The sequence below is a fragment of the Burkholderia sp. 4M9327F10 genome (genome assembly GCF_005503145.1).
In the GTDB taxonomy this organism is placed as follows: Bacteria; Pseudomonadota; Gammaproteobacteria; order Burkholderiales; family Burkholderiaceae; genus Paraburkholderia.
In genome coordinates this window covers 1-23947 of sequence record NZ_SCNV01000036.1, presented here as the reverse complement: position 1 = coordinate 23947, position 23947 = coordinate 1, and the positions used below count along the sequence as shown (strand labels likewise).

Sequence of the window (23947 nt, the reverse complement as noted above, 5' to 3'; positions counted from 1 at the left end):
GGAAACTCTTTATCGTAATATTCAGGAGACGCCATGAATGGCAACCAGATCGGTCTGGGCAAGGAGGGTGGGGCCCAGACGCCTTCCGCGGTATCGCATGCTGCGAGCGTTCAGGAGAAGCAGAGTCGCGCTGCAACGCTCAGCGATTTCATGGACGACATGCCTGTTGGATCCCTGCATCGGTTCGTCGTGTGGGTAATCGGTATCGGCCTGTTCTTCGACATGTACGAGATCTTCCTCGTCAGTTCGATTGGCACGGCGCTCCAGAACGAATACGGCCTCAGTCGCCTCAGCAGTGATTTCAAGCTGCTGCTCGCGTCCGCATTTATCGGCATGTTTTTCGGTTCTTTCTTTCTTGGCAGCCTCGCAGATCGTATCGGTCGGCGCAAGGCGTTCACGTTATATCTGATCTGGTACAGTGCCTTCTCACTTCTGGGCGCGTTCTCAGTCAACGCAGGAATGCTTGTTATCTGCCGATTCCTGACCGGGCTCGGCGTTGGCGCGCTCTATCCCGTCGCCGACACTTTCCTTTCCGAAATCCTGCCGAAGGAACGGCGCGGACGACTCGCCGCGTGGGCCTATACCACCTCATACGTTGCGGTTCCGTTGGTTGGATTCTTCGCCGTATGGTTAAACCCATTGCATTTCGGACCGATAGCGGGATGGCGCATTATTCTCGCGATTGGGAGTCTCGGCGGCGTGTTCGTCATGTTCGTTCAGCATCGTATCCCGGAAAGTCCGCGCTGGTTGATGGCACGCGGGCGTGTGCAGGAAGCGCACGCCCAGTTGCGGCGCTTCGCTGATAGTGCCGGTGTACCTGTTCCGACCCTCATCGAAGAGAGCTTGGCCCTCCGGCATCCGATGGGGTTGGGCGAACGCATAGCGTTACTGCGCCGCGCTCCCTATGGCAAACGCTACGCGATGCTCGTCGTATTTCACCTGTTTCAGGCATTCGGGTATTACGGCTTCGGAACCTTGGCGAGCCTTGTTGTGAAAAGCCGTGGCTTCGACGTTACGGACAGCACGTTGTTCATGGCGCTGTCGTTCATCGGATATCCGGTGGGCTCGCTGCTGTCAATTCCGTTACTCAACTGGTTCGAACGCCGAACCCTCGTTATTGGTGGGATTCTCTCAATCGCCATGTTCGGCCTCGGCTTTGCATATTCGGACAGCACGCTTCTGATTGTTCTATTCGGCTTCTTAACTACATGTGCCTCGAACGTATTCAGCAACGCCTATCACGTCTACCAGGCAGAAATCTTCCCGGCTCGAGTGCGCTCGACTGCCATCGGTAGCACCTACGCATTGTCACGAATCGTCAGCGGCTCGTTGCCATTTATCCTGCTCCCGGTGCTTAACGAGCATGGTCCCGGCGCGATGTTTGGCGTTATCTCCGTGGCACTTGCGATCGTCGCTACTGTCGTGCGGGCTTTTGGTCCGAGAACAACTCGCCGCAGTCAAAACGAGATTAACCCCATCTAGTTGTTTTTCGGACCGATACCGGTGCGGTGTCAGTTCCTGCCGTGAATATTCAAAGCTATTAAAGGCTGAAACGGGTAATACGTAACGGGAATTAGCTTCCACATGTTCCTGACATCAGAACGGCAGATCCGACAGACCCGCTATAGGGCGATGAACAGCAGGTGTTGGATTGCATCTCCGGTTGCAGACTTTAGGAACAAGGTACCTACCGTTCATATGCGTTTCCAGCGGAGAAAGGATCCTTGAACATTGTTCGATTATCAGCGGCGCAGAAATGCTCCACGATAACTGAATTGCGAGACATTGAACTGGAGGCAAAGATGACAAGTCCGTTGTCTGGCGTACGTGTACTGGAACTGGGGCAACTGATTGCAGGTCCGTTCGCGGGAAAAATGCTCGCCGAGTTCGGCGCAGATGTCATCAAGATTGAACCGCCAGAGAAAGGCGATCCGCTTCGGAAATGGCGTATGCTGCACGACGACACTTCGGTGTGGTGGTCTGCGCAGTCGCGTAACAAGCGATCACTGACACTGGATCTTCGTGTGCCAGAGGGCCAGGACATAGTGCGCCGGCTAGTCGCCGAGAGCGACGTCCTCATTGAGAATTTCCGTCCTGGAACACTTGAGGGTTGGGGGCTTGGCTGGGAAGTCCTTAGCGAGATAAATCCGGGCTTGATCATGTTGCGCGTGTCCGGATATGGTCAGACTGGCCCTTACCGTGATCGTCCGGGTTTTGGGGTCATCGGTGAGGCGATGGGTGGTTTGCGCCACCTTAGCGGCGAGCCGGGACGCACTCCGGTGAGAGTAGGGGTGTCCATCGGAGATTCGCTCTCTGCGCTGCACGGTGTAATTGGTGTGTTGCTGGCGCTGCGGCACCGAGAGCAGAACGGCGGAACCGGGCAAGTAATCGATGTCGCTTTGTACGAGTCTGTCTTCAACATGATGGAGAGCATGCTGCCGGAGTACTCGGTGTTCGGGGCCGTCAGGCAGCCAGCTGGGAGTTCGTTGCCGGGTATTGCGCCGACGAACGCATATCGCTGCCGTGATGGCAAATACGCACTCATCGCGGGGAACGGCGACAGTATCTACAGGCGTCTGATGGAACTGATCGGTCGTCCAGACTTGGGCAATGATCCGGCTCTTGCGCAGAATGACGGTCGGGTGAAGCAGGTCGAGAAAATCGACGCCGCTATCGGCGAGTGGGCGGCGCGACTCGCACTTCATGAAGTGCTAAGTGCGTTGAATGACGCAGGCATTCCTGCCGGGAAGATCTACGATATCGCCGATATTGCTGATGATCCGCATTACAAGGCCCGCGACATGATTCTGAATTCAACGCTTGCGGACGGGACGCCTGTCGAGGTGCCCGGAATCGTGCCGAAACTCAGCGTCACGCCTGGTACGGTGCGGGAACAGGCGCCCACGCTCGGTCAGCATACGGATGACATTCTCGCGAACCTCGGCGTCGACGGGGCCACCCGTGCTGAATGGCGTTCACGCCGTATCATCTAACTGGAGAGGAATCATGTCCGAATCGAAAAAGCGGCTCTATATGCAGGAAGTCGCAACACGCGACGGTTTTCAGAATGAAGCACAGTTTGTTGAAACCGAGCAGAAGATTGACCTTATCAACCAACTGAGCCAGTGCGGTTTCGCAAAGATCGAAGTCACTTCGTTTACTTCGCCCAAGGCCATCCCTGCGTTGCGTGATGCCGAAGCGGTGATGCATCAGATCAAACGGCAACCCGGCGTCGAGTACACCGTGCTGGTGCCGAATGCCCGCGGAGCGGAGCGAGCCCTGTCATGTGGCGTCGACGAGGTGAACCTCGTGATGTCGGTGAGCGAAAGCCACAACATGACCAATCTTCGTATGTCGCGGGAGCAGTCGTTTGCGCAGCTTAGCAATGTGATCTCGGTAGTGAAAGCGACCGGTGTTGCAATCAACGTATCTCTCTCGACCGCGATGGGATGTCCCATGGAAGGCGATGTTCCCGTTGAGGAGGTAATGCGGTGGATGCATTGCTTCGTCGAATTGGGTGTGAGAGGCGTCACGCTGTGCGATACGACCGGTATGGCATTTCCTTCGCAGGTGCGCACTCTTTGTCGTAAGGCGCGAGCGACATTTCCGGATCTGGAACTGACGCTGCACTTTCACAACACCCGTGGCATGGCACTCGCGAACACGCTGGCCGCGTTGGATGCAGGCATCGATCGGTTCGATGCATCGCTGGGTGGTCTCGGCGGGTGCCCGTATGCACCCGGTGCGACAGGCAATGCATGCACCGAGGAACTTGTGCACATGCTCGAGCTGGAAGGGTACGACACAGGAGTGGATCTGATGGTGGCCCTCGCTGCTTCGGCACGCCTCCCAAGTCTGATTGGTCACGATGTACCTAGCCAGTTACTCAAGGCAGGGCGCCGGCTGGATCTTCATCCGATGCCGGACACCGCGGCCGACGGTAAGCCAGAGCAGCGTGCAGTCTGCCATTGAACCGTAACCTTCCGGGACACGTGGGCCGCGCTGAGCGCGGCGCTTTTGCTTTCGGGGCGCGGCTGTGTCCGCAAACCGTGGTTCGTGTGGCTTCGGCAAGGGTGTACGCTACTCGGGGTAAAAACCGGGAAACATCCCTCTTCGACATGATTAACCCTAGCCATTTCGACCTGCAGTCCCTGCGGGTTTTTCACCTTGTCGCTGAACATGGCAGTCTGACGAAAGCCGCAGAGCACGGTGGTCTCACACTTTCGGCGGTCAGCAAGCGCATCTCCGATCTCGAATCCGTCACAGACTGCATCTTGCTGATTCGCCGGGCGAGAGGTGTTGAACTGACGGCCGCAGGACGAGGCCTGCACGAGCACGCATTGCGCGTGCTGGATCAGGTCAACAGCATGGCAAACGAGATGAGCGATTACGCGATTGGTGTACGCGGCCATGTGCGGGTTTGGGCAAATACCTCTGCAATCGTTCAGTTCTTGCCCGACGACCTGGCGTGCTTTCTCGACGCGAACCGGGGCGTGAAAGTTAGCCTGGAAGAGCGGCTAAGCGGCGAGATCGTCGATGCGGTTGCTTCGGGTAAGGCAGAGCTCGGCATATTTGCGGACAACGTCCCCGCACCAGGGCTGGAGCGCCGCCTTTACCGACGGGACAAGCTTGTGTTGATCGTAGCTGAAGGACATCGCTTCGCTAAGCGAGACACGATGGCGTTTGCAGAAACGCTCGATGAAGACTATGTCGGACTCAATGCAGGCAGTTCGCTACTGATGCGCATGCGAGACGCAGCTATAGCCGCCGAGCGGCCTTTAAAGCTCCGGATTCAGGTATCGAGTTTCGACGGGATATGTCGGATGATTGAAGCAGGTCTCGGCATTGGAGTCCTACCGGAGAAGGCTGTGAGGACGGAGTCGTTCGATAGCGGATTGCACCTGATCAACCTGTCTGATGCCTGGGCGCACCGTACACTTTGGGTGGGCGCGAGTGATGCGGAAATGCTTGCTCCCGAAGCCGCGCGTCTTTTTGACTTTCTATCCCGACCTGATGGGGGCACAGACTCGACGCCCTCACTTGGCGGGTGAATTTGGACTTCGATAAGGTCGAGGACCACTCTGGCAACTTCCCGTCATAACGTCGAGACGGTACCCGGGGGCACGCTCACAAATGAACTGTTTGTCACGCAATTATGATTCTAGCATGCAAGAATTTGGGCCAAATCTTCTCGCGAGTCGGTGCCAATCATGGATATTGATCTTCCCAATGTCTCAGTCCCTACGGTTCGGAGCGACGCGGCCATATGGTTTTCTGCTTATGGATTTGGATGGGGCTATTGTGCGTTTGAAATCCCACCGTCAATCATGCGTGCGAACCTCGGGGCGGCCGACTCGACACCGAAGCAGTTGATGCTTGCCTTCGAGCTAGGCAAGCATGCAATCGCTCGGGCAATTGAAAGCAAGAACCTGTCAGCCACTGGGGAACGCATAGCGCTGCTCAGCCGGGATTTCTGACGGCGTTGATTGTTAGTGGACACTTTTTGACAGAACAACACTCAGAAACATCGGGCCTGAAGGTCGTCAGCGTTTGCAACATGGACGCGTAGCCTCTTTGAGTCAGGCTTGCGTCGGTAGGGTGTCGCTTAAATACCGCTTACTCAAAAAAACGCACCCGAAGGTGCGTCAAACCATGTCAGCCTCACATGGGGCCCAAGCGCTCTCACACGTCAGGGCAAAACTCTGCGCTAGTCAGCGCGGAAAGCAGGTGATGCGCGTTACGGTGCGCGGTTAACGAGGTTGCGAGGGGCGCCTTCCACGAATGCAGCGATGTTATCGATCAACTGGTCTGCCAGCGTCTGGATTGCCTCTTCGCTTGCCCACGCAATATGTGGAGTGAGGATGAATCCCGGATGGTCCATAATTCTGGCGAATGGGTGGTCGTGGCGTAACGGCTCTTCGGTAACTACATCAAAGCCAGCGCCCGAAATCAGATCCGACTGTAACGCCCGAACCAGTGCCGATTCTTCAACGAGACCGCCGCGCGCGGTGTTGATAATAAGCGGTCTACGTCTCATTTGTGCGAACTCTGCATCGCCGATGAGATTGTGCGTTCCGTTGGTAAGCGGGCAATGGAGCGTGATGATGTCGGATTCCTGCAGTATCTGCTCGAAAGGCGTGTACAGCGGCCCCATGTCTGAGCGTCCCTTATAGGCAGAGAAAAGGACGCGAAGGCCCAAGGCGCGTGCGATATTGGCGGTAGCAATGCCGAGCGCACCATCGCCCACAATGCCGATCGTCGAGCCGGAGAGGTCACGGATTGGAAAGTCAAAAAAGCAGAACTGGCCTGATTCGGCCCATCGCCCTGCGCGCAGGGCATCGCGGTAGGCCGCAAGGCTGCGACGAAGGGCGAAGATCAGGGCGAACGTGTGTTCCGGAACCGTGTGCGTTGCGTAGTTGCGCACGTTGCAGACTGCGATATTTCGGGTCGCACACGCGGCCAGGTCGACGTTGTCCGTACCGGTGGCAGCGATCGCGACGAGTTTAAGCTTCTCAGCCGCCGAAATATCCTGTGCACTCAGTTTGACCTTGTTGGTGATCACGACGTCTGCATCTCGGATTCTCGCGGCGACCTCATCGGCTGCGGTCTTGTCGAACACCTGCAACTCGTGAGAAAACGGGAATTCCTTCAGTCGGGTGGACGGTGGAATCGTCGCGCGGTCAAGGAACACGATCTTGAAGCAGGATGAAGGATTCGACATGAAAATTCCTTGGTGCTGTCCTTGTTGAGAAACGCGGACGGAGAAAACGAAGCTAGTTTGATGTAACCCGAACTAATGCTGGTTGACCGTTCGCCAAGGCATGTGTCAGTAATGGAAAGTCCAGCCTCATACTGGCGAATGCGGGCTACATCCCGTGAAGCGCAGGCGGGCGGCCTGCTCCGTGGTGTTCGCGATGAAGCTTGCCGCGCTTTGAATCGCGACCTCAAGCGATACAGGGCCTGGCGCGATGGAAAAGCACCCTGCAAATCGGTGAGCCAGGTCGCGTACCGCATCGGGATCAATGCTCCCAGAGATCAGCGTTGAAGGTACACCAGCATCTGCGGCCAACTTCGCTGCGATGGAGGGTGCCTTGCCGCGTATTGACTGAAGATCGGATCTGCCTTCCCCCGTCAGATGCCAATGAGCACCGCGCAAGGCTTGGCTAAAATCCTGCGCGTCAAGCACGACCGCCGCGCCGTTTTTGGCAGACGCCTGCAGCAGGAGGAACGCGAATCCCAATCCTCCAGCAGCGCCGGCGCCATTCTTTTGTGCGGCGATGACACCGATAGAGCTCTCGAGCAGGGTCGCGAAACGGGAGACCGCATCGTCGATATAAGCGAGCTGCTCGGGTGTCCCGCCTTTCTGGGCACCGAAGATGGCAGCCGCTCCGTTCGGGCCTGTCAGAGGATTATCGACATCACAAAGCAGGATGATTTCCGTCAGGTCCAGTCGGGGATCGAGCCCTGAGACATCGACGTGCTCGACACGGTTGAGCTGACTCGGCAGGGGCTCAACGACGTTCCCATTAAAGTCGGTGAGACGTGCGCCCAACGCGACAAGCATTCCGGCACCGGCGTCCGAGGTGCTGCTGCCGCCGAGTCCTACGTAGATCCGGTGAATGCCTCTATCTAGGAGAGCAAGGATCGCATCGCCAACGCCAAGGGTAGTGCGATCGGCTAGCAGAACTGAAATACCTTCGCGGTCTGTGATTCCAACGATTTCGGCGATTTCAACTACGCCGGTACCATCCGGGAGGACTGCCACGCGCGCTGACCTATCGTTCCCTCGAGCCGACCGTACAGTCACGTGATGCTCCCTCCCACCGGCACTGAGCAAGGCGTCGATGGTTCCTTCTCCACCGTCCGCGATCGGCAGTTCAATGATGTCTGCGCACGGGAATACACGCCGGATGCCCGCCGACATTGCATGCGCAACTTCCTTGGCGCTGAGCGATCCCTTGTATGAATCGGGAGTAAGGACAATCCGCGGCTTGAATGAATCGTTCGTTTCGTATTGCGTGCAAGAAGTGGAGTGCATAATCATTTTCACTTGATTCACTGGAGGCGATCGGATCTCGCCCCCCCAGCATCCAGACGATCATCGCGCACCGCGCATGTAGCATCGCAGCGCCGTGATAGTGCGCGGCGTGCCCGGATTGGTTCTGCTTGAGAGAGCTACCGAAAAGGATAGGATGACGCTATCGCGGGAAATTCTTCGGGTCTGGGGGCTATCATCCGCGCAGCCGCGCGATTTGATAATTGAAAGAAAATCAACGACCCTTTCCCATCCAGCGAGGATCAGTCTCGAGATGACCGTTTATCCGCGAACTCGAACGGAACCGGAATACGCCTTTTCCCTGATATAGGAGCAGTCAATATCCCGTAGTCGCAGAAAGTATTTCGTGCGACTCGCGATGGTTGCGTACATTTGAGTCACTCATATAAGCCCATCGGGCAAACGGAGACAACGGTGTATCAGCAAATATATGATCCTATCGCGCACTCCATCGGCGCCTCTGCAATCTTTGCAGCCATTCCGCTCATTGTCCTGTTCGTACTTTTAGGCGTATTCAAGCTGCCTGCCCGCTGGGCTGCGGTGAGCGCCCTCATCAGTTCGATGATCGTTGCGGTCGCGGTGTACGGGATGCCCGTGGTTCAGACGGGAAGTGTGGCCCTCGAGGGCGCTTCGATCGGTTTTTTTCCAATCATCTGGATCGGCATTAACGCGATCTGGCTGTTCAAGCTGACGCAATCGAGCAGTCACGACGTTGTCCTTCGGAGCAGCCTTTCCCGCGCGAGTCCTGATCTTCGAGTGCAGGCGGTCCTGGTTGCTTTCTGCTTTGGTAGCTTGCTCGAATCCCTAGCTGGTGGTGGCGCACCGGTTGCGATTTGCGCCGTGATGCTTATCGCCATCGGCGTGGATCCGCTGAAAGCGGCTGCTATCTGCCTGCTTGCGGACACGAGCCCGGTCGCTTTTGGATCTCTTGGACTTCCGATTACCGTACTGGCAAAAATCACTCAACTGCCGGCGCATTCGCTTGCCGTAATGGTGGGTCGCCAAACACCATTTCTTGCGCTGTTTATTCCATTGATTCTCGTTGTAGTTGCAGACGGCAGACGCAGTATCCGGGAGGTGTGGCCGCTAGCGGTTGTTGCAGGCGCCACGTTCGCGTTTGCACAGAGTGTGGGCTCGATGGTGTTGCCTATCGAACTCGTCGACATCGTGTCCGCTTTGACATCAACCATTTCGACCGTTCTGTTCCTCAAGGTCTGGTCGCCGAGTGTGATTCGCGACAAGGTTCAAGCAGACCCGGTTCAGGAAGCCCCTATGGCTGTCGGAAGCACGTGGGCGATGCCGACGGCTTTAGGCGCGATTGCGGGTGGGCATAACCTTGCGCAAGGCGTCAACATGAATACGTCCGAGCGTTCCGCCGAAGGAGGGCACTCACATGGCTACCGGGCGGGTTCCAACGGTCCATCAGGAAAAGCATCTGCGGTCGGTGCTCACAATGTGTCGGAGATAGCGCGTGCACTTGGTCCATACGGAGCGATCATCCTGCTGGTAGCGCTGATGCAGATCAAGCCCATCGGACACCTGCTGGGAGCGGTCACCTCGACGTTCGACTGGCCGGGTCTGAATGTTCTCACGGCATCTGGCGCACGTGTCCCCGTTAAGGCCAAGTTTGAGTGGCTGTCTTCCGCGGGTTCGATCGTCCTTCTGGCAGGCATTCTGGTCACACCTATCCTCCGTCTTTCATGGCGGCGCGCATTCAGCGCGTACCTCTCGACGTTGCATGAATTGCGCTGGGCTGTCTTCACGGTCTGCTGTGTGGTTGGCGTGGCGTACGTCATGAACCTCTCAGGCCAGGTTGTCACGCTCGGTATCTTCGCTGCGAACGCCGGTCCCATGTTCGCCTTTGTTTCGCCCGTTTTGGGATGGATTGCGACTGCGCTTACGGGTTCCGACACATCCGCAAATGCATTGTTTGGAATTCTCCAGACGACGACCGCTCATCACACGGGTCTATCGAGCGTGCTTCTGGCGGCTGCTAACTCCTCCGGCGGGGTCGTGGGCAAAGCGATATCGCCGCAAAACCTGACGATCGCCGCTGTCGCTGTCGGTATGGCAGGCAAGGAGGGGCTGCTCTTCCGCCGGGTATTCGGCTGGACTCTCCTGATGATCGCCTTCATGAGTGTCCTTGTATTTCTGCAATCGACATCTGTTCTTGGCTGGATGGTCCCCTGAGTCAGGCAGCTAGCAAAATTTTTGGGAAAGATGCAAATGAAACGTCCTCTTGATGACATTCTTGTCGTGTCCATTGAACAGGCAATCGCTGCGCCGCTTGCCAGCCGGCATCTCGCTGACTGGGGCGCTCGCGTCATAAAGATCGAGCGACCCGAAGTGGGAGATTTTGCCCGACACTACGACACGGTTATGGATGGCCTATCGAGTCAATTTGTGTGGGCAAACCGATCCAAGGAAAGTCTTGCCATCGATATCAAGACGGAAGGTGGAAAGCGGGCCCTGGACGAGTTGCTGAAGCGTGCGGATGTGTTCGTACAGAACCTTGCGCCGGGCGCAGCGCAGAAGCAGGGGCTGGACGCAAAAACCCTGGTGGAGCGATACCCGCAGCTGATTGCCTGCGACATCTCGGGCTATGGATCTGCCGGCCCGTATCGGCATAAGAAGGCCTATGACCTGCTCGTCCAGTGCGAAGCAGGCTTCCTCTCAATCAACGGCACGCACGAGTCTCCGTCAAAATGTGGGCTATCAATTGTCGACATTGCCACCGGAATGTACGCTCTCAACGGTATCCTGATGGGACTGCACCAGCGAGCAAAGACGGGAAAAGGACTCGCGTTCGAAGTGTCGCTCTTCGATGCGATGGCCGAATGGATGAGCTACCCGGCTTACTACACGCGCGGCCGCGGCGAGCCTTTGAAACGAACGGGGGCCCGTCACGCAACGATCGCTCCGTACGGTCCGTTTGCCACGGGTGACGGCAATACTGTTTTCTTCGGTATTCAGAACGAGCGCGAATGGGTGAATTTCTGCCGGATCGTGCTGGAAGAGGAAGACATCGCGACGGACGACCGATTCAATACCAATTCACTGCGACTGAAAAACCGCTCCGAGCTGGAAGTCCTGATCGAGGGCCGGTTTGCCGCCTGGCGTGCTGATGCGGTGCTGGACCGGCTGGACAAGGCGTCAATCGCAAATGGACGGATGAACGATGTAAAGGGACTGCTGGAGCATCCTCAAATTCTGGAGCGGTCTAGATTTCGCGCGGTCGACACGGAGATGGGCTCCCAGGATCTCTTCCTTCCCCCGGTCATCATTCCAGGAATCGAACCTGTGATGGGGAAGGTTCCTGCCGTCGGCGAGCACAACGACAAAATTCTGGGAGAGATTGGGGTATCGTTGGCGCCGAGTGCGGCTATTGCCGGAGAAAAGGAATGAGTATGCAAAACACGGGTCTGACAACGCGGCCGACGCGGGCTATCCTGGCTGTCCCGGGGCATCGATTCAAGATGGTCCAGTCGGCCGCCGCCAGCGCTGCAGACGGGGTCTTCATTGACCTTGAGGACTCGGTTCCTCCGGGCGAGAAGCAGGAGGCGCTGCGGTCGACCGTCCGGGCGTTGAATGATCTCGACTGGGGTAGCAAGGTCGTCACAGTCCGGGTGAACTCGGTCGATGGAGTTGCAGACGAGAACGAGATCCGGTCGCTGACGCGCGATACCGAAAGGCTCGACTCGATTCTGGTTCCTAAGGTCGAGTCGGTCGCTACCCTTGGCAGGGTGGAGCATTTAATCGAGGAGCAGACGACCCGACGCGCAGAGATCCGTCTTGAGGCGTTGATCGAGACTGCTCCTGGTCTGCTGAACGTCGATTCCATCGCTGCAGGCGGAGGGCGACTCGTCGGGCTTCACTTCGGCGTTGGTGATTTTTCGGCTTCTATCGGGGCGCGTAACGTAGAGGTAGGCGGAACTCATCCGGGTTACGCGGTCACCCGGAAGGACGAAATCGGGAACTATCAGTCAGCGCCGCTGGACCTCTGGACTTATCCGATGATGCGCATCCTCGTTGCGGCGCGTGCATTCGGGTTGAAGGCAATCGATGGACCGTATGGCGGCTTCAGGGATATCGTGCTGACCAGGGCGGCGGCGTTGAAGGCTGCAGCGATGGGATACGATGGAAAGCAAGTAATCCATCCTGCGCAGATTGAGGTTACACAGTCGGCATTCACACCGGAGCCTCATGAACTCGAATCAGCAAGAAAGACGCTCGAGGCCATGCGCGAGGCTGAAGCCGCAGGGCTCGCAGCAATATCGGTTGACGGGAAGATGGTGGACTATGCCAACGTACGAATGGCGCAACGTCTTCTCGCAATGGCTGGTGAGGCACCCGACGTTTAGCAGTCTTTGGTGCTAGCGCACGATCCGTTCGAACTCTCCTCTGTACTTTCATCAGTACCCAGGCTACGAGCCTGCGAGGTATAGTCTGTCGGTCTTGCATAGGTACCGGCAAGCCGGAGATACGAAATGGATGTTAAGCAACTACGCTACTTCGCAGCGGTTGTCGAAACGGGGAGTCTCTCAAAGGCCTCGCTGAGGTTGGCAATTTCCCAGCCTTCGTTGAGTCAGCAAATTGCGACAATGGAGGACGAACTGGGCGCGCAGTTATTGCTGCGCAGCCCATCGGGTGTGCGCCCGACCCATGCAGGCGACACGCTCTACCGTCACGCCCACACAATCCTGAAGCAATTTGAGCAGATGCGCGGTGAGGTATCGCTGGGCGAGCACAATGAGGTCGGCCACGTCGCTGTGGGGTTGCCTACCAGCGTTGCCGCAGTGATCGCAGTGCCCCTTTTCTCCGTGATTCGCTCCACCTACCCGGGCATCAAACTTGAACTCTTCGAAAGTATGAGCGGGTATCTCGTTGAACTGCTTGCGAACGGGAGGCTGGACATGGCGATCCTGTTCCGCGACATCGCGACACGCGGTATAACCGTAACGCCACTGTTCAACGAGCGCCTCTCACTCTATGGCGCTACTCGGGTTGGCGAAGTCGAGGCAGGAAGCATTGCACTTTCCGAGCTTTCCGGCGTGCCGCTCGTGCTCTCTGGACAGAGCAGTGGGTTGAGGGTACTGGTTGAACGCACATTTGCGCGCGAAGGGCTGGCGTTGAACGTGGTCGCAGACATCGACTCATTGCCGACCATGTTGTCCATTGCGGAGGCGGGCGATGTTGGCACTATCCTGTCCGGAGCACTAGGCAAGCTTCATCGATCCCAAGCCATATCCCGGCGGCTCGTCAGTCCCTCGCTGGAGCGTGCGGTAAGCCTGTGTGTGCCGACGGCGATTCCTCAGAATGCTGCCTCTCGAGCTGTGCAAACCACCATCCAGGAACTTGTACGTCGGCATGGTGAGCTGTGGCACGCCGCCTGATTGCGATAGCGTCCAAACTCCAGCATCAATTGCGCTCGATGTCTGGGCGGTGCGAATAACTGTGCGATGTCGAGGCCAATGAGGTGGTGCCTCGCATTGGACACGGTTGAAGTACGGGCAAAGTGAGCTGTGTCGAGAACTGAACTCATTCGCCGATCGCCCGGTGTCCAGCCGGACAGCGATACTGATCGTTCTCTGCGATATACACGAAGTCCGCTCGATCGAACCGAGCGTCGACCCTGGCACCGGATGTCAACGACTTTGGCGCCATTGCAGCAACGCCAGCGTCGTCGCACGCCGTGATCTCCGGCGCACTGAAGCATCCACGATGCCAGTGCCTTGATCTTCTTCTTTCTTGCTGGGATATTTTAGCGTTTGCAGCGGGCAGACGTTACGGCCCTGCGTCAGGATGCGCGAAGGCGCAGACGTGTTACGCGATCAGGTTGCCGGACGTGAAACTCTGGCTCGACGGACCGTCGGAGACTTTTCGTAGGCCTTCAGTTGCCCCTGTAACGACGCTACCTGCTGAGCCAGCGCATCACGTTCGCGCCGCAGATCACGAGCCTCCTGTGTGACGCGGTCAAGCAGCTTCTCATGCCGCCCGGCGAGGCGCCTCTGTTCAGCGGCGTCCGCCGATATCCGCTGAACGTCGCCGACAAGCTGCTCATTGCGCGTCCGGATCTCGGAGAGCGCGGCCTCGGCCCGGCGTTGCGCATCACGTGCCTCCTCGGTCTGCAGCATGACCCGCTTCTGGACACCCTCGAGCCGGGCCGTCGCCTGATCGACCTCTGCCCGCAAAGCCGTTTCATGTTCTGCGTGGGTGGCGCGCAATGCTTCGAGTTCCTGGAGATGGACGGATCGCATACCGTGCAGCGCCTGTTCCGACTGCGCGCGGGCCGCGTCCCTTTCGGCCGTAGCAGCCTCGGCCAGTCGGAGCGCGGCGTCGCGCCCGCTATGGGTCTGCGCGAGTTCCGCAAGTACTGTGGCAAGTCGTGCCTGCTGGTCGTCGAGCTGTCCGCGAACGGTGCGAAGTTCGCCCTGAAGTTCTGCCTGGGCGGACTCGAGGGCCCCGGCGCGCATGATGGCGGCGGCCGCATCCGCTTCGAGTTCGTCGCCACGCTGCGCAAAGACGCGTTCGCCGTGCTCGACTGCCAGCGCCCACACCGACAGCATCGCATCGGCGACCGCCGGCGGCAACGCTGCGGCAAGCGCGTCGTTGCGCGTCTGCTCGTCCTTCCACAGTTTCAGCTCGTCATTGATCGTGGTGCGGCTGCCCTGGCGGATTTCCGCGTAGATCCGGTCGACGGTGAGCTCATGCGGGAGCCGGCCCGATGCGACCAGTTGCGCGGCAGCTTCCCGGGTACGGATGCGGGTGTTGCTGATACGGCTCATGGGCGGAGTTTCACCGTGAAAAGTCGTGGAGGAGGGCGCTTCATCAATGGATGATAACCGTATATTTCCGTATAACGTTATATGTGTAACGATAGACGGCGGAAATTTGCGATAACGCCCATAATCACAAGTTCCTATCGTGTACGCTGCGAAAAGTCCCCTTCAAAACGCGTCACACCATGAACCTGCCCGCGAACCCCGCGGAAGCGCCCGACACCGTCCTTTCGCTTGCGCTGCCTGCCGCCCTTGACGGCCACGACGGCACCAACCGCGCGCAGGGCGGCCACCTGCAGATTGCCGCGGAGTGCGACGTCGAGGCCGTGCGCCTGTGGCTCGCGGAATATGCGGGCTCGCCGCACACGCTGCGCAGCTACCGCAAGGAAGCAGTGCGCCTGCTGCTGTGGGCCACCCAGGCGCTGGGCAAGCCGCTGTCAAGCCTCACGCGCGAGGACTTCCTGCTATATGAGCGGTTTCTCGCGGCGCCCAGCGGCGACTGGACCGATCCGGCGCGACCGCGGCGGGGTGGCGCACGGCGGCTGTTCGACGGCCCGCTGTCGGCGCGCAGCCAGCACCAGGCGCTCGGCATCCTGTCGGGCCTGCTGTCGTATCTGGTCAGTGCCGGGTATCTCGCCGGCAATCCGCTGGCGCTGCGCCGGCGGACGGGGGCGGCCGCCAGGCGCGCGCCGCGGGTCGAGCGGTATCTGGACCACGCGCTCTGGGAACATGTACTGGCCAGCGTCGAACAGTGGCCACGGCGCACCGCGCGCGATCACCAGCACTACGAGCGCAGCCGCTGGCTGATCCGCCTGCTGTACCACACCGGGCTGCGCGTGTCGGAAGCCGCGCATGCGAAGGCGGCCGACTTCTGTCTGCGGCGCGGCAGGTGGTGGCTGCACGTGGTCGGGAAGGGCGGCAGCGCAGGGGAGGTGCCGGTGAGTGCCGCGCTGATGGCAGACCTCGCGCGATACCGGGTGTTTCATGGGCTGGCGCCGACGCCGTCGGGAAACGAGACGGCGGCCGCAGTGATGAGCGTCGCGGGCGACCCGCATAGACACCTCACCCCGGCGGCGGTCTACCTGATCGTCAAGGAAGTGTTCAGGCGCACCGCCGGGATGCTCGAGGCGGGCGACGTGGCCGGCGCAGAAACGCTGCGACGGGCATCGACCCACTGGCTGCGCCACAGTGCCGCTTCGCATCAGGCCGATGCCGGGACCGACCTGCGCTTCATCCAGAAAAACATGCGCCACGCATCGATCCAGACAACCGGCATTTATCTTCACGCCGAAGACGATCTGCGCCACGCCGAGACCGTAAGAGAGCGGGATGATGCAGTTGCATCAGAGGTGCACGGGACGGTGGGCGCTCCAACCAGGACGCTCTCGTAGTCCAAGCATCTCCAGCACATCCATAACCGGACGACCAGACCAGGCGCTCGACCGGTGTCAATCGCGAGGGCGCCACACCCAGCGCAATCCGCCTGGAGCGCGTACGCGTCCGGGCCTGCGTTTTGGATGCCGGGGGCCTGAACACTACCCGGCTGCCGCCTTCGGGACATCGCGTTCCCGTTCCCATACAGTTGGGGCACTTCTCACCGCTTGATATCACAGCCGGTCATATGTGGCACGCGCTCTCGCGATCCTTCACCTGTCACGCCGGAAGCGTGTTTGAGGTTTCCGGTTTATGAACATCTCCGGGTCGCGGCAACACAGCTGATATCCGCAAATTCGTGAGTCGGCCTGACCGTGACTACGGCCGGGACTGTCCTCGGCAATTCAGTCGAAGTGACCGTTTCTTGCTGATTCGTGCAAGACGCAAACGTTTTCCTCAGGGCGGCCTCTGCAAATGTCGCGTCGCAACACAATATATGGTATCAAAAAACAACGAAAGCCCAACATTTTGTAGTTTTTTGTAATATCATTGAGACGCATTTTAGGTAAAAGTTGCCGTCCGGCGCTGGCGGTGCATATCACACGTTTCCAAAGGACGGAGACTCACATGTTTGCAGATCTCGATGGACCGTCGTTCGTATTCTGGCCGGTCGGTTGTGGTGACGCCACCACCGTCGTAATCAGCGATAGCGAAGTCGTGCAGATCGATCTGAATGATTGTGCACTCGCTGACGAAGTCGACAACGGCAGGATTCCCGTCGTCGACGAGCTGATCGCCAAGCTGCCGAAGCGCAATGGCAAGCCCCATCTTTCATGCTTTGTGCTCACGCATCCGGACGAGGATCATTGCCGTGGGTTTGCGAACCTGTTGAAGCACGTCACCATCGGGGAGTTATGGCACACGCCGCGGATCTTCCGCGAATACCATAAGGATCTGTGCGCGGACGCGCAGGCTTTCAGGAAAGAAGCCGGGCGGCGGCGCGAAGAGACCATCGCGGCGCAGGGCGATCCTGGCTCGGGTAACCGGGTTCGGGTGTTCGGCTATGACGATCTGCTGAAGGAAGAGAAATATCAAGGCCTGCCGAGAGCATTTCTCACGATACCGGGCAATCCTGTCACCCTGCTGGACGGTACGAACGTAGGAAGCCGCTTCAACGCATTTATCCATGCGCCATTCAAGGACGATTCGGCCGATGAGCGGAACGAAACGAGCCTTGCGCTGCAGATATTGATCGGCAACGCCACGCGATCGATGGCTGGATTGTTCTTCGGCGATCTCGCGCATCCGACGCTGCGCCGCGTGTTCGATGAGACCCGGAAGCACGACAACGATAGTCGGCTGTCGTGGGATGTGCTGCTTGCGCCACATCACTGCTCCAGGAAAGTGATGTTCGACAACGACGAGGCGGTGCAACAGGATATTCTGGACAACCTGAAGTCGGGGAAGCGCAAGGGCGCGTACATTGTGTCGTCTTCGCCAGCCATACCCGGCAGGAACATGCCGGGCGATAACCCGCCCCATGCGAAGGCAAAGAACCGCTATCTGGAAATCGTCGATGCTCCGGGTAACTTTCTGTGCACCGATGAGTACAGCACGCCGAAGAAGCTCCGTCCAATCATCTTCACCGTCACCGATGGGGGCATCCGGCTGGCTGACGGCGACTTCACGCTGTCAGAGCAGGCGAAGGACGATCTCGCCAAGGCCGTCGCTGCGGTTCGTGGAACGAACGCACCACCTGCGGCGAAGGTCGGGTTCGGCAAGCAATGAGGTCTGAAAGACAACGCTGGGCACTCGAGCAGCTGACGCAGATCGCCGAGCAGTCCAATGACGCGCTTGAGATCGTCGAGGTCACGGAGCCGGCTTCGACTGGCGCCGATCTGAGGATCTCGGTTTCCGTCGCATGCAGCGCCTATACCAAGGCAGAAGGGGGGATTCCATTCCGGCCGCGAGAACGGTTGCTGGTCTTTGTGCCGGCGACGTTCCCTCTTGATATTCCGGCTCTCTGGTTCGCCCATTCTGACTATGGCGGCTTCCCGCATGTCCAGTGGGGACATACGATCTGCCTTTACCAGTCGCCCGAAACGGAATGGCAGCCGGCCGATGGAATGCTCGGGTTCGTCCTGCGTATGCACGAATGGTTACGGGCAGCAGCCCTAAACCAGCTTGACCCCGTGGGTCTGCCACTTCATCCGCCCGTCGCCTATCATGACGATCGGGCGCTGGTCGTGGTGCCAACCGTCAACACACCTGTTGCGGCCGCACCCTTCTGGGCCGGATATGCCCGCATCGTTCGTGAGAGCGACTTCTGTGTTGAACTCGGTGAGTGGCTGGACTACAGATCGCCCACGTCGCAGGTGAGCATAGCGCCCGCCATCCTCCTGCCGTCGGACATGCCGTTTGAGTATCCCGAAACCTTCGCGGCCCTGAGGACCGTGCTTCAGGCGAGGGGAATCCCTCTCGACGTCATCCGGTTGCTCCTGACGATGGGCGCATTGCGCAACCCGGAAAACAAGCCGTTGGTATTCGTGCTTGGTGCGGCTATGCGGGGCATTGCTGGCGGCGAGCGGCGTCAGCATCTTGCCGCCTGGCGCATCAAGGCAGACGACGCCCTCGCGTTGCGCAAGGCCGTGCTCGCCAGAACCGACGACAATCCAGTTGACGAGCGCCTGTTTAACGATTGGGCCGAAAATGCCTCCATTGACTGGTGTTCGGTACTAGAGGACCGTCCGGAAATCGTGGTGCCGAGGGATGCCGGTACTCCGGCGGCATACTGGCGCGGCCATCACGTCGCCATACTGGGATGCGGGGCGCTCGGCAGTACGATTGCGACATTTCTGGCGCGCGCCGGTGCGGGAAAGCTCACGCTGTACGACAAGACGGTCGTTAAGCCAGGCGTGCTCGCGCGGCAGATTTTCAATCGGCACCAGGTGGGCATCAATAAGGCGTACGCCACACGCAACAACGTCCGCCTCATCGACCCGGATATCGATACGGATCCACAGCGAACGAATATCATTCATGTCCTTGGGAATGCCGAGAGCGCACAGACACTGTTCGAGGCCGATGTTGTCATCAATGCAACGGCGTCGGTCCGGGTTGCAACTGCGCTGGAGCTCTGCCTGCGTGACCGGCCGGGTAGTCATCCGCCGATAGTCTCAATGGCCGTCGGCCATCGGGCACACACAAGCCTTATGACCCTGGCCCGGCGCAACGGACCGGGAATTGCGCTCGACCTCGACAGACGCATGAAACTGGAGTTTGCAAATGCCCAGGGCGCGCGCACGTTGCTCGATGAATTCTGGCCGACAGAGGCGCGAACATCGCGCCTGTTCCAGCCAGAGCCTGGTTGCTCTGATCCCACCTTCGTTGGCTCCGCCGCGGATATCGCGATCCTGACCGGTCGCATGTTGAATGTGGCGGCCGGCTGGCTCGCCAGCGGTGCGGATGAGCACGCCCGTGGGTTCGGCATGCAGATATCCGAAGCCCCACGCATCCGTGCCGATGAACCGCCTGAAGCAGAATATTCATGGCCGTCCGATGATGTGCTTGTCGATTCACGTCATGGCTATCAGATCCGGCTTGCCCCCGCGGCAAAATCTGCGATGCTCGGATGGATGCGCAAGTCGGAAAGGATGTGGGGACCCACGCCAGAGACGGGCGGAATTCTGTTCGGCGAGATCGACCGGTTTCTCAAGATTGTATGGATCACGGCCGTAAGCGGCCCTCCACCCGATAGTCAGGCAAGCCCAGCCGGGTTTATCTGCGGCACCCGCGGCGTGGCCGAGATGAATGCAGAACAGACTTCGAGAACGAGAGGCTCGGTGGCGTTCATCGGCATGTGGCATACCCATCCGGGCTCAGAACCTGATCCGAGCCATACCGACCGGAGCGCCATGGTGCGGCTGTTCGAAGGTACCGATTTCCTGGCCCATCAGTTTCTGATGCTGATTGTCGGTGGGACAGCGAAAGCGCCGTTGATAGCAGGCAACGTATTCGACCGTGATGACTGACGCACACCGCACGTCCTCCGCGACATTTTTGACGCTTGCGCTCTCCGGCGGTGGCTCTAGGGCGATGGCCTTTCATCTCGGATGTCTGCGTGCGCTCAACGACCGCGGGCTGCTGGACAAGGTCAGAGTCGTTTCCACCGTATCGGGTGGAAGCGTGATTGGTGCCTGCCTTGCATATTGGGGCACGGAATTCGCCGAGTTTGACCGGCGAATGGTCGACATACTGCGCAGGGGTTTCAACGGGTCTATAGCAAGGTCGGTTTTCTTCAGCAGCGAAACACCCAAGATTTTCGCGACCCTTCTGCTCACAGCGATGCCCGCCCTCGCGCTCGGCGCATTGGGTGCCGTGCTTTCCTTCATACGCGCCATCACGCGATTGCCTACGGGACGGTTCGAGAGCGGCCTTGCCCGCCTATCTGGTCTGCTACCAATCTGGGGGAGCCTGACGACCGCATTCGAAGACGCGCTCGCACGCACGATCTTCGGTAACACTGTGATCAAGGACGTCAGGTGGAAGGGCGTGGAGGTCATTATCAACGCCTGCGATCTGCGTACAGGCACGGCATTCCGCTTCGGTTCCCAAGCATCAGGAGGCTGGCGATATGGCCGCATCGAAGACAACCATATTCCCGTTGCTCGAGCTGTTGCAGCGTCGGCGGCGTTTCCATTGCTGCTACCACCGTTGATCCAGAAATTCTCGTTTGTCCGCGGTAACCGGAGATCGGTGCACAAGGTGGTGCTCACTGACGGCGGTGTCTTCGAGAACCTCGGCGTCACCGTCCTCGAGCCGGGCAGGAACGCGGGTATCAGTGTGAATAATTTCAACGCGACACATATCATCAGTCTGAATGCGGGGGCAGGGCAGATCGGTGGAGAAGCCAGTCCGTTCTGGTGGATCAGTCGCGTGAAACTGTCGTTCGAGACGGTCCATCGCAAGGTGCAGGATGCAACCTATAACCGGTTGCATCACTACGCACGCAATGGACTGCTGAAGGGCTTCGGCATGGTGTACCTGGGGCAGATGGACGAGCAGTTGCCTTATACGCCGTCGGACCTGGTGCCGCGTGAGGACGTCAAGGACTATCCAACAAATTTCGCCGCAATGACACAGGCAGATCTTGACGCGCTGTCGTTACGCGGCGAGCAGCTTACCCACATTATCCTCGACCGATATCTGCCCGCTCTCTGAATATCGCAAAAATATTGCTTAAGAACTGGTCAATTATTTTCATGATCAAACCGATTCGGCTAGGCCATCCCCCCCGTTTAACGCGGGCTGGAATGCAGACGCGCTCTCACCGGTGCGATACACCGGGCTAATGGCCGAAGTGAGGCGGTCGATCCGGAAATTGTCGAAATGTAGGTTTTTTGGGATCGTCGCTGTCGGGGTGCCGACAGGAAAATTCCCAAGTTCGTAGATGGTATGCGCGATGAGTTAATGTCAGAAGCGCTATGCTGGCAAATCGCGGCTCCAGGCTGTACCTGAAGATTGGTGCGGAGGCAGTTTGGCAGCCGCCGTCCCGCGTTCGAAGAAACGGTCGGCGCGGACTGGCTGAACGCAAAAGCCGCTCGCAATGCAGCTTCGTTCAAGACTTCCCTCAAGCGACTGTCATACGGCGAGTTCGACCACCTTGCCCTGCGCGGATACGAAAGCGCACAATGGAATGAGGCATCCTTCATTCATCGAGTTGCCAGTACCCGCCATTCAGGGATGCGCAAATATCCCAGATGCCAAGGGAGCGGAGCCACTTGCTTAACTGATTTGGCGGAGCATAGGTGCTGGCATAGCGTCAACGGATGGGCAAGCGACAATTGCTGCAAGCCTTGCTGCGCGCGTTTTGATTGCTCTCTCGTGCCGTTCCTTTCGCTCAGATCGTTTCGCGATTATCTTTGCTAGAAACGCAATGACGAATGCCGCGATCCAAATCCCAGCCTGCAGGAATGCATACCAGCCGTTGGGCTCCGAGTGTGTCTCGTTCACTTCACCCCTGATCGCGGCAAAAATCCGCACGGCGCCCAAGCCCCCGACGATCAGCGAGGCCACAATGGTCAGCCGTCGTGTCTTGCGAGATAATTTCTGTTCCGAAATATACCCATAGGCCACTTCGAGGCTGATTGTCGTCGCTACCACCATCATCTCGGGAGATTCAAAAATGAACTTCTCAATGTGACCGAGTGCTGTGTACACGAGGGCTATGCCTGCGGTGACGAAGGCAGTTGCGAAAAGGCCGCGACAATCCTCGAAATACAGCATCTGACGGCGCGCCGCATGGCGCGGCGCATAACCAATGATGATCATCACTCCGACAATGAAGATGTAGACAATCAGTTTGAAAAAGGTATCCATCAGGTATCAGACTTGTAGTTTACTTAAAACGCATATCGGCAGATTCCCGCGAAACTTAAGTGAAGATCTCAATGCATGTCATATCGAAGCGGTCGCATCCCGACGAGGGAAAAAAAGCGTCCATCTCTGGCCCAATAATCTTAAGCGGGCTGGAAACGATCCATCCAGAACGTCATCGCCGAGTCGCTCATGTTGGATTGCTAACGACGAACCTTGAAGAGCTTCAGTCTGTCAGGTTCACGCGGGAGCACCCCATGTCGATGGTCAGTACGCGGGTAATCTCGCATCGACAGGCTCCTTGCGCGTCCGCACGGCCGAAAAGGGGGCGCATCAATATGATGCATGGCGACGGCTCACGTAGTCGGATCGCCTCCCATGATTCGGTGCCCGCGCACGTAGTTATTTCTGATCGTAACACCTGGCTTAATGCAGGGCGCATCACCGTTTATCGTCGGAGTCAATTGAACGCAAAGATTTTCGGGTGGCTGCCGTTAACTTGTAGGTATATATTCCGCTTACAGGTGAACTTCGAAATGACTAATCCGAACGGGGTATCAGCTCAACCTGAATCATTAATCCCGACGAGTCCGGATCCTCAATCGATACTGGGGTAGTCGAAAAACTGGGGACTGCGATCATCGGCGGGCATCCGTTTATGCTGACCAACGCCGTTCTGATTGTCTGGCTGATCATTGGTCTGATATGGGTAAGCGGCTCAGCGGTTGAATGGATAAACAAGGCTTTGGCACAGTGGGCGATTTTCGCGGATAGCTGGGGGCGAGCAGGGCCCTGACCGTCGAGAAAGGCAGCACATCTGCGACGTACTGGACCATTGCATCGATGGTCTGAATTATGCTGAGTCATGGAGTCGCATATCTTTTACTGACCTCGAGGCTGAAATTGAAGTCGAGGGGCAGCAGTACAGTTCCGCGCTCGCCAAGCTGTTTTCCAGGTCGACGGACGGTCAGCGCAAGGTTAGGCTAACGTTTTTCTCGACCTAACAGCAGCCTGCCAGGCGAACGTGATTGGCCGAGCGCCCGCTCAAGCATTTTCTGATCGACAGATCTGCCCAAAACAATTCAGAACACAACATGATTGACCAAAAACTTTCGGCAAATGAGAGCGTCCGTATTTGCAGTTTCAATGTTCGTCACGGAGACTGTACGTTGGTTGAGTACATGCGGGACGACACGATCCAGTTCCGGATGCTTATCGATGCGGGGGAGCAGTTGCCGCAGGCGCTGGTATGTTGATTTGCGCGGAATCCTGACCCACGATTTGCATTGAATTCTGACCCACCCGTTGGACCAGCTTTGCGGGTTATTCGGTGGGTGTCTGGGTCTTCTTTCTCTCCTTCTTT

At 58.2% G+C, this 23947-nt stretch carries 18 protein-coding genes and 1 pseudogene; 14 read left to right on the top strand and 5 right to left on the bottom strand.

Going from position 1 to position 23947, the window contains the following annotated elements; translation table 11 throughout:
* The first annotated feature begins 33 nt into the window (after positions 1–33).
* The 5 genes from FFS45_RS26815 (at position 34) to FFS45_RS26795 (ending at position 5477) form a co-directional block, all read left to right on the top strand.
* Complete coding sequence (locus tag FFS45_RS26815) at positions 34–1482, top strand: MFS transporter (protein WP_171029767.1); 1449 nt, start codon at positions 34–36, stop codon at positions 1480–1482.
* 320 nt (positions 1483–1802) lie between these two features.
* Positions 1803–2993, top strand: a complete 1191-nt coding sequence (locus FFS45_RS26810) for a CoA transferase (RefSeq protein WP_137957698.1) — start codon at positions 1803–1805, stop codon at positions 2991–2993.
* A gap of 13 nt (positions 2994–3006) precedes the next feature.
* Positions 3007–3972 carry a hydroxymethylglutaryl-CoA lyase gene (locus FFS45_RS26805; RefSeq protein ID WP_137957657.1) on the top strand — a complete coding sequence of 322 codons (966 nt, stop codon included), beginning with the start codon at positions 3007–3009 and terminating at the stop codon, positions 3970–3972.
* A gap of 146 nt (positions 3973–4118) precedes the next feature.
* Positions 4119–5051 (top strand): LysR family transcriptional regulator, encoded by a 933-nt coding sequence (locus FFS45_RS26800; protein ID WP_137957697.1) that lies wholly within the window; start codon positions 4119–4121, stop codon positions 5049–5051.
* A 159-nt stretch (positions 5052–5210) separates the two neighbouring features.
* Positions 5211–5477: a hypothetical protein gene (locus FFS45_RS26795; protein ID WP_137957656.1), complete on the top strand. Its 267-nt coding sequence runs from the start codon at positions 5211–5213 to the stop codon at positions 5475–5477.
* A 260-nt stretch (positions 5478–5737) separates the two neighbouring features.
* Here FFS45_RS26795 and FFS45_RS26790 read toward each other — a convergent pair whose 3' ends face one another.
* Positions 5738–6721: a D-2-hydroxyacid dehydrogenase gene (locus tag FFS45_RS26790; protein ID WP_137957655.1), complete on the bottom strand. Its 984-nt coding sequence runs from the start codon at positions 6719–6721 to the stop codon at positions 5738–5740.
* 126 nt (positions 6722–6847) lie between these two features.
* The gene (locus tag FFS45_RS26785; RefSeq protein WP_137957696.1) at positions 6848–8038 is read right to left on the bottom strand and encodes a glycerate kinase; all 1191 of its coding nucleotides are present in this window, start codon (positions 8036–8038) and stop codon (positions 6848–6850) included.
* A 432-nt stretch (positions 8039–8470) separates the two neighbouring features.
* Here FFS45_RS26785 and FFS45_RS26780 point away from each other — a divergent pair, with 432 nt between their 5' ends.
* The 4 genes from FFS45_RS26780 to FFS45_RS26765 all read left to right on the top strand — a co-directional run bounded on the left by FFS45_RS26780 (position 8471) and on the right by FFS45_RS26765 (position 13449).
* Complete coding sequence (locus tag FFS45_RS26780; protein WP_137957654.1) at positions 8471–10246, top strand: L-lactate permease; 1776 nt, start codon at positions 8471–8473, stop codon at positions 10244–10246.
* Positions 10247–10282: 36 nt separating this feature from the next.
* Positions 10283–11461 carry a CaiB/BaiF CoA-transferase family protein gene (locus FFS45_RS26775; RefSeq protein ID WP_171029766.1) on the top strand — a complete coding sequence of 393 codons (1179 nt, stop codon included), beginning with the start codon at positions 10283–10285 and terminating at the stop codon, positions 11459–11461.
* Positions 11458–12417, top strand: a complete 960-nt coding sequence (locus FFS45_RS26770; protein WP_249362940.1) for a CoA ester lyase — start codon at positions 11458–11460, stop codon at positions 12415–12417. Before FFS45_RS26775 ends, FFS45_RS26770 begins: the two co-directional genes overlap by 4 nt.
* Positions 12418–12543: 126 nt before the next feature.
* Positions 12544–13449: a LysR substrate-binding domain-containing protein gene (locus FFS45_RS26765; protein WP_137957652.1), complete on the top strand. Its 906-nt coding sequence runs from the start codon at positions 12544–12546 to the stop codon at positions 13447–13449.
* 160 nt (positions 13450–13609) lie between these two features.
* On the opposite strand, the pseudogene FFS45_RS42465 reads toward FFS45_RS26765, so the two are convergent.
* A pseudogene (locus FFS45_RS42465) lies at positions 13610–13777 on the bottom strand (IS5/IS1182 family transposase); the annotation flags it as partial.
* A 110-nt stretch (positions 13778–13887) separates the two neighbouring features.
* On the bottom strand, positions 13888–14841 hold the full coding sequence (locus FFS45_RS26755) for a DNA-binding protein (RefSeq protein WP_137957651.1): 954 nt from the start codon (positions 14839–14841) through the stop codon (positions 13888–13890).
* A gap of 179 nt (positions 14842–15020) precedes the next feature.
* On the opposite strand from FFS45_RS26755, the gene FFS45_RS26750 reads away from it, so the two are divergent.
* The 4 genes from FFS45_RS26750 (at position 15021) to FFS45_RS26735 (ending at position 21429) form a co-directional block, all read left to right on the top strand.
* A complete protein-coding gene (locus FFS45_RS26750) occupies positions 15021–16226 on the top strand; it encodes a site-specific integrase (RefSeq protein WP_249362939.1) in 1206 nt (401 codons plus the stop codon).
* Positions 16227–16836: 610 nt separating this feature from the next.
* Positions 16837–17997, top strand: coding sequence for a hypothetical protein (locus FFS45_RS26745; RefSeq protein ID WP_137957650.1), 1161 nt, complete (start codon positions 16837–16839; stop codon positions 17995–17997).
* A complete protein-coding gene (locus tag FFS45_RS26740) occupies positions 17994–20240 on the top strand; it encodes a ThiF family adenylyltransferase (RefSeq protein WP_137957649.1) in 2247 nt (748 codons plus the stop codon). Before FFS45_RS26745 ends, FFS45_RS26740 begins: the two co-directional genes overlap by 4 nt.
* Complete coding sequence (locus FFS45_RS26735; protein WP_137957648.1) at positions 20233–21429, top strand: patatin-like phospholipase family protein; 1197 nt, start codon at positions 20233–20235, stop codon at positions 21427–21429. The genes FFS45_RS26740 and FFS45_RS26735 overlap by 8 nt, the downstream gene beginning before the upstream one ends.
* A gap of 564 nt (positions 21430–21993) precedes the next feature.
* Here the strand turns inward: FFS45_RS26735 and FFS45_RS26730 are convergent.
* Positions 21994–22587 (bottom strand): hypothetical protein, encoded by a 594-nt coding sequence (locus tag FFS45_RS26730; protein ID WP_137957647.1) that lies wholly within the window; start codon positions 22585–22587, stop codon positions 21994–21996.
* 1025 nt (positions 22588–23612) lie between these two features.
* Between FFS45_RS26730 and FFS45_RS26725 the strand changes: the two genes are divergently transcribed.
* On the top strand, positions 23613–23840 hold the full coding sequence (locus tag FFS45_RS26725) for a hypothetical protein (protein WP_137957646.1): 228 nt from the start codon (positions 23613–23615) through the stop codon (positions 23838–23840).
* Positions 23841–23947 lie beyond the last annotated feature (107 nt).

Excerpts from the sequence above, each read along its gene's own strand:
- FFS45_RS26815 (WP_171029767.1), top strand. The coding sequence starts at position 34 with ATGAATGGCAACCAGATCGGTCTGGGCAAGGAGGGTGGGGCCCAGACG.
- FFS45_RS26810 (WP_137957698.1), top strand. The coding sequence starts at position 1,803 with ATGACAAGTCCGTTGTCTGGCGTACGTGTACTGGAACTGGGGCAACTG.
- FFS45_RS26805 (WP_137957657.1), top strand. The coding sequence starts at position 3,007 with ATGTCCGAATCGAAAAAGCGGCTCTATATGCAGGAAGTCGCAACACGC.
- FFS45_RS26800 (WP_137957697.1), top strand. The coding sequence starts at position 4,119 with ATGATTAACCCTAGCCATTTCGACCTGCAGTCCCTGCGGGTTTTTCAC.
- FFS45_RS26795 (WP_137957656.1), top strand. The coding sequence starts at position 5,211 with ATGGATATTGATCTTCCCAATGTCTCAGTCCCTACGGTTCGGAGCGAC.
- FFS45_RS26790 (WP_137957655.1), bottom strand. The coding sequence starts at position 6,721 with ATGTCGAATCCTTCATCCTGCTTCAAGATCGTGTTCCTTGACCGCGCG.
- FFS45_RS26785 (WP_137957696.1), bottom strand. The coding sequence starts at position 8,038 with ATGCACTCCACTTCTTGCACGCAATACGAAACGAACGATTCATTCAAG.
- FFS45_RS26775 (WP_171029766.1), top strand. The coding sequence starts at position 10,283 with ATGAAACGTCCTCTTGATGACATTCTTGTCGTGTCCATTGAACAGGCA.
- FFS45_RS26770 (WP_249362940.1), top strand. The coding sequence starts at position 11,458 with ATGAGTATGCAAAACACGGGTCTGACAACGCGGCCGACGCGGGCTATC.
- FFS45_RS26765 (WP_137957652.1), top strand. The coding sequence starts at position 12,544 with ATGGATGTTAAGCAACTACGCTACTTCGCAGCGGTTGTCGAAACGGGG.
- FFS45_RS26755 (WP_137957651.1), bottom strand. The coding sequence starts at position 14,841 with ATGAGCCGTATCAGCAACACCCGCATCCGTACCCGGGAAGCTGCCGCG.
- FFS45_RS26750 (WP_249362939.1), top strand. The coding sequence starts at position 15,021 with ATGAACCTGCCCGCGAACCCCGCGGAAGCGCCCGACACCGTCCTTTCG.
- FFS45_RS26745 (WP_137957650.1), top strand. The coding sequence starts at position 16,837 with ATGTTTGCAGATCTCGATGGACCGTCGTTCGTATTCTGGCCGGTCGGT.
- FFS45_RS26740 (WP_137957649.1), top strand. The coding sequence starts at position 17,994 with ATGAGGTCTGAAAGACAACGCTGGGCACTCGAGCAGCTGACGCAGATC.
- FFS45_RS26735 (WP_137957648.1), top strand. The coding sequence starts at position 20,233 with ATGACTGACGCACACCGCACGTCCTCCGCGACATTTTTGACGCTTGCG.
- FFS45_RS26730 (WP_137957647.1), bottom strand. The coding sequence starts at position 22,587 with ATGGATACCTTTTTCAAACTGATTGTCTACATCTTCATTGTCGGAGTG.